The organism is Polaromonas sp. P1_G4 (assembly GCF_056405475.1).
The window spans coordinates 1-5,540 of record NZ_JBFUCA010000283.1 but is presented as its reverse complement, the minus strand read 5'-3'; the positions used below and the strand labels follow the sequence as shown (position 1 = coordinate 5,540).

At 61.4% G+C, this 5,540-nt stretch carries 6 protein-coding genes; 2 read left to right on the top strand and 4 right to left on the bottom strand.

What is annotated here, in order from left to right:
* Both AC1D1X_RS14455 and AC1D1X_RS14450 read right to left on the bottom strand, forming a co-directional pair.
* Positions 1 to 405: class I tRNA ligase family protein (locus AC1D1X_RS14455; RefSeq protein ID WP_477698519.1), on the bottom strand; the 405-nt coding region annotated here is incomplete at its 3' end.
* Positions 406 to 523: 118 nt separating this feature from the next.
* Complete coding sequence (locus AC1D1X_RS14450; protein ID WP_477698518.1) at positions 524 to 1,558, bottom strand: bifunctional riboflavin kinase/FAD synthetase; 1,035 nt, start codon at positions 1,556 to 1,558, stop codon at positions 524 to 526.
* 161 nt (positions 1,559 to 1,719) lie between these two features.
* Between AC1D1X_RS14450 and AC1D1X_RS14445 the strand changes: the two genes are divergently transcribed.
* Positions 1,720 to 2,277: an HNH endonuclease gene (locus tag AC1D1X_RS14445; RefSeq protein WP_477698517.1), complete on the top strand. Its 558-nt coding sequence runs from the start codon at positions 1,720 to 1,722 to the stop codon at positions 2,275 to 2,277.
* 119 nt (positions 2,278 to 2,396) lie between these two features.
* On the opposite strand, the gene AC1D1X_RS14440 is transcribed toward AC1D1X_RS14445, so the two are convergent.
* Entirely contained in the window at positions 2,397 to 3,512 is a 1,116-nt protein-coding gene (locus AC1D1X_RS14440; RefSeq protein ID WP_477698516.1) for an acyl-CoA dehydrogenase family protein, read from the bottom strand.
* Between the two features lie 36 nt (positions 3,513 to 3,548).
* Complete coding sequence (locus tag AC1D1X_RS14435; RefSeq protein WP_477669682.1) at positions 3,549 to 4,730, bottom strand: acyl-CoA dehydrogenase family protein; 1,182 nt, start codon at positions 4,728 to 4,730, stop codon at positions 3,549 to 3,551.
* Positions 4,731 to 4,898: 168 nt separating this feature from the next.
* Between AC1D1X_RS14435 and purN the strand changes: the two genes are divergently transcribed.
* Positions 4,899 to 5,495 (top strand): phosphoribosylglycinamide formyltransferase, encoded by a 597-nt coding sequence (gene purN, locus AC1D1X_RS14430; RefSeq protein ID WP_477669681.1) that lies wholly within the window; start codon positions 4,899 to 4,901, stop codon positions 5,493 to 5,495.
* The last annotated feature ends 45 nt before the right edge of the window (positions 5,496 to 5,540 follow it).

Genomic DNA, 5,540 nt, shown 5'->3' with positions numbered 1-5,540 from the left:
GATCTGTTCGGTGGCAAAAGCGCGGCTCTTGGCCTGCACTTCGTCCCTTGGAAGATTGCGCCCATGAAGCTTTTCAATCGCATTTTCGATCGGCAGGCCGTGGCAATCCCAGCCCGGCACGTAGATGGCGTCAAGGCCCTTAAGCTGGCGCGCCTTGACGATCATGTCTTTCAGGACCTTGTTGACGGCGTGGCCGATGTGGATCTTGCCGTTGGCGTACGGAGGCCCGTCGTGCAGCACGAATTTGGGTTTTCCGGCACGCACGTCACGCAGCTTCTTGTAGATGCCTTTTTCGTCCCATTCCTTGACCCAGCCGGCTTCGCGCTTGGGCAGGTCGCCGCGCATCGGGAAGGGTGTGTCGGGCAGGTTCAGGGTGCTGCGGTAATCGGTTTTGGTCTCGGACATGGGATGCTTCTGGAATGCTGTTGTTAGGGCGGCCTGAAAAGGCGGGCCGCCGGAAATACGGTGGGGAAGAAGCCGGTCGCCAAAAAATGAAAGGCGAGGCCAGAGGCGACGAGATCGTCTAAATTCGGTCGCGCGTGGTCTGGCGGCTGGTTTCCGTGTGCATGGAGGCTGGAAACGACTTGGGCGGCTGGGCAAAAAACGCCCGCGCTTCGTCACAGTCTTTGGCAATGCCTGTTTTCAGGCTGTCCAGGCTGTCGTATTTCAGTTCGTCGTGCAGTTTGTGCAGCAGTTCCACGCGGATGATTTTACCGTATGCCCCCTCGGGGCCCAGGCTGGCCGGCCATTCGAGGCAATGCGTCTCCAGCAGCACGCGCCCGCCGTTGATATCGGCCGGGTCCAGTGAGGGCCGGATCCCCAGGTTGGCTACGCCGGGAATGGGCTGGTCGGCCAGGCCAAACACCTGCACCGCAAAAATCCCGCTGGCCGMCGGTTTCCAGTGCGAAAACCGCAGATTGAGGGTGCGAAAACCGAGGTCGCGACCCAGTTTTCGGCCATGCACCACATGGCCCGAAATACTGTAAGGCCGGCCCAGCAGGCTGGCCACGCGGGTCATCTGGCCCTGCGCCAGCGCCTCGCGCACCGCAGAACTAGACACTCGGGTGTTGCTGACTTCATAGCTGTTCATGCGGGCGACGTCAAAACCCAGGCGGTCGCCGGCGGCGTCCAGCATGGCGTAGTCGCCCGCTCTTTTCGCCCCGAAACGGAAGTCGTCGCCCACCAGCACGTATTTCACGCCCAAGCCTTTCAGCAAGACTTCCTCGATAAACATCTCAGCCGGTTGCGAGGCCAGCCGGGCGTTAAAAGGCAGCACCACGCACTGGTCGATGCCGCAGCGCGCCAGCTCGGTGAGTTTGTCGCGCAGGGTAGCAATGCGCGCGGGTGCCAGTTCGGGCTTGCGAGCCACGCCGGCAAAGTAGTCGCGCGGATGGGGCTCGAAGCTCATGACGCAGCTGGGGACCCCGCGGTGCTGTGCCTCATTTTTCAGCAGCGCCAGCATGGCCTGGTGGCCGCGGTGCACACCATCGAAATTGCCGATGGTCAGGGCGCATTGCGCCGCCAGCTGGGGATGGTGGTAGCCGCGGAAAATTTTCATGGGGCAATTATCGTTTTTATAGCGCTGGAGGCCGTCTCAACGGGGCTTCAAAGTGGTTTATGGGGGATTTGAACCTGTTTGCCATGATTTCACTGTATATTGATACACAGTCAGCCGAACGCCGTGTTTCCATGCGTCATCCACCATGATGGAGGTTCGTTTTGAAGGTCTTGAAGCTCTCAGCCCAGGGATTGCCGCAATCCTGGATCAGCCTTGAACAAGCCGTGTTGCATTACGCGGCTGATGAGGTGCGCTKGGAGATGGGCGCGCGGGTCGTTACCTTCCATGGCGGCCACAACGCCATCACGGGCGAGCAGTCCATCATCACCGTCAACAGCATCATCGGCACCAAGGGCGTTCCCAACATCAACCCGTTTGACCTGAAACCGGGCCTGACCAACGGCAAGCTGTTTGCCCGCGACCGCAATGTGTGCGCCTACTGCGGCGGTCATTTCCATGAAGAAGACCTGACGCGCGAGCACATCATTCCGTTTGCGCAAAAWGGCATAGACACCTGGATGAACGTGGTGACCGCCTGCCGCGCCTGCAACCACCGCAAAAGCAGCCGCACGCCTGAGCAGGCCCACATGCCGCTTCTTTACACGCCTTATGTGCCCAGCCTCTGGGAAGACTTCATCCTGCGCAACCGCCGTATCCTGGCGGACCAGATGGAATTCTTGATGGCGCATATTCCGAAAACGTCACGCCTGCACGCTTAGCTCGCCTGATCCCGCGGGCACCAGGTCAGCGGCCGCCGCGGAACCGGCTTCGCCGGGCCGCCAGTGGCGCCCCCTTGAGGGGGAGGCGGCCGCAGGCCGCATCGGGGGTGAGTGTTGCTCTAGGCAAATACGCCAGCCGTCTCCTGCATCCGGCTCGATACTTCGCCGAGTTGATGCAGCGTGTCGCCAAACGTCATTTCGAGCTGGGTCAGCTTCTTGAAGTAATGGCTCACGATGTATTCGTCGGTCACGCCAATGCCGCCGTGAAGCTGCACCGCCTGCTGGCCCACAAAGCGCATCGACACGCCCAATTGGTACTTTGCGCGCGCCAGCGCACGGGCGCGTTCATCGGCCGGCGCATTGAGCTTGAGTGAGGCGTAGTAACTCATCGAGCGCGCCAGCTCCAGCTGCATCTTCATGTCGGCCACGCGGTGGCGCAAGGCCTGGAAGCTGCTGATGGCCACGCCGAACTGCTTGCGGGTGTTCATGTATTCGACGGTGATGGCCAGCGTTTTGTCCATCACGCCTACGGCTTCGGCGCAGGTGGCGGCAATGCCGATGTCGATAGCGTGGGCCAGGGCCGTGAGGCCGTCCAGCGTGACCAGCGTGGCGGGCGCGTTTTTAAGTGTGAGTTCAGCAGCCCGGCCGCCGTCCTGCGTGCTGTAGCCCTTGGTTGTCACGCCGGCAGCGCTGCGCTCCACCAGAAACAGCGCCAGCTTGCCATTGGCCATGGCAGGGACGATGAAGGCATCGGCTTTGTCAGCGGCCGGCACTATGCTTTTGGTAGCTGTTAGCGCCCATCCATCGCCGGCTGCAGCCGCATTTGCCTCGCATTTTTTGAAGTCGTAGCGCGCGGCCCGTTCCTGGTAGGCCAGTACCATGAGGCTTTCACCCGCGGCGATTTTCGGCAGCCAGTTGGCCTTCACGGCTTCGGGGGCATAGCTGGACAGCACGCCGCCGGCAATCAATGTCTGCGCCAGAGGCTCCAGCACAATGCCGCGCCCAAGCTCTTCCATCACCACCATGCCTTCGACCGGGCCCATGCCAAGACCGCCGTCGGCCTCGGGGATGYAGAGGCCGGTAAGCCCCAGCTCGGCGATCTGCCCATAAGCCTCGCGCGAGAAGCCGCCAGCCTTTGCGATGCCACGGCGGCGCTCAAAGTCGTAGCCCTTGTCGACCCATTTGCGCACGGCGTCGCGCAGCTGTTCCTGGTCGTCGGTGAAATCGAAATCCATGATGCTTTCCTTTAAACCGGAATGAACTGATAGGGTTTAGCCGAGAACGACTTGCGAGACGATGTTGCGCTGCACTTCGTTGGAGCCGCCGTAAATCGTGGTCTTGCGCATATTGAAGTAAGTGGATGCCAGCGGCGCGTCGCCCGGCAGGCCGCCGGGGAAGTCGCCTTGCCAGCCGGCTTCCATGGCTTCTTCAATAAAGGGCAGGCTGAAGGGGCCGGCGGCCAGCATCATGAGCTCGCTGTAGCGCTGCTGGATCTCGCTGCCGCGAATCTTGAGCAGGCCGGCGATGTCCAGCGAGTTCTTGCCTGATTTTTCGGCCGAGAGCACGCGCAGCACCAGCATTTCAAGCGCCACCACGTCGACCTCGAGCTTGGCGATCTCGTCGCGAAAGCGCTGGTCTTCATACACGCCTTCGGCCTTGGCGATGCGCTTCAAGCGCTCGAGCTCGCGTTTGGCGCGGTTCACGTCGGCGATGTTGGTGCGTTCGTGGCTCAGCAGGTGCTTGGCATAGGTCCAGCCCTTGTTTTCTTCACCGATCAGGTTGTTGGCCGGCACCTCGACGTTGTCGAACCAGACTTCATTGACCTCGGCCTCGCCGTCCAGCAGCACGATGGGGCGCACCGTCACGCCGGGCGACTTCATGTCGATCAGCAAAAACGAAATGCCGGTTTGCGGCTTGCCTTCATTGCTGGTGCGGACCAGGCAGAAAATCCATTCGCCGTACTGGCCCAGCGTGGTCCAGGTCTTCTGGCCGTTGACGATGTATTTGTCGCCCTGGCGTTCGGCCCGGCATTTGACGGACGCGAGGTCCGAACCCGAACCCGGTTCGCTGTAACCCTGGCTCCACCATACTTCGCCGCTGGCAATGCCTGGCAGGAAGCGCTTTTGCTGCTCGGGGCTGCCAAAGGCCATGATGACGGGCGCCACCATCACCGGTCCGAAGGGCACCACGCGCGGCGCGCCAGCCAGTGCGCACTCTTCTTCAAACAAGTGCTTTTGCACGGCATTCCAGCCCGGGCCGCCAAATTCCTTGGGCCAGCCGTGGCCCAGCCAGCCTTTTTTGCCGAGGATCTTGGCCCAGCGCTGCATGTCGTCACGCGACAGGCGCAGGGCGTTGTGCACCTTGTGCGAGATGTCCTTGGGCAGGTTGGCGTGAACCCAGGCGCGTATCTCTTCGCGAAAGGCCTGTTCTTCAGGGGTGAAAGCTAAATCCATGGCGAATGTCTCCAGGCCGGTTGGCGGGTATGTCTACGGTCGATTTTCTATTTTTAGCACGGTCGTTCGCAATTTTATGTCTCAGTTGGGACATTCGTGCCATTGAGTTTGATGCGTGCGGCGGGGCGGCGGTGAGCTGTTATCTGCCGCGTTCTAAACTAGAGGGCTATGGCAACTGCGCAGAAAAACATCGTCATCCTGATTTCGGGCGGTGGCTCCAACATGGCCGCCATCTCCCGCGCCGCTCAAAAAGAGGGCTGGCGCAACAAATGGGGGGTACAGGTAGCCGCTGTCATCAGCAACAAGGCGGATGCCCCGGGGCTGGCCCTGGCCCAAAGCCTGGGAATTGCTACCGAAGTTGTGCCGCACAAGTCGTTTGATTCCCGGGAGGCTTTTGATGCGGAACTCATGGCCCGCATTGACCGGCATTCGCCCGCGCTGGTGGTGCTGGCCGGTTTCATGCGCATTTTGACGCCGGGCTTTGTGCAGCACTACGCCGGCCGCTTGATCAACATTCATCCTTCGCTGCTGCCGGCCTTCACGGGGCTGGACACCTACCAGCGCGCCATTGATGCGGGCTGCAAGGTGGCGGGCGCGACGGTGCACCAGGTCACGGAAGTACTGGACCACGGGGCCATCCTGGCGCAGGCGGTGGTGCCTGTGCTGCCGGGCGACACTGCCAGGACGCTGTCTGCCCGCATCCTGACGCAGGAACACCTGATTTTCCCGCAGGCTGTGCGCGCGTTTTTTGAACCTGCTGCCTGAGCTTTGCCCGCGCGCGCGGTGAAAAGCATTGATGCGTCCTGATTG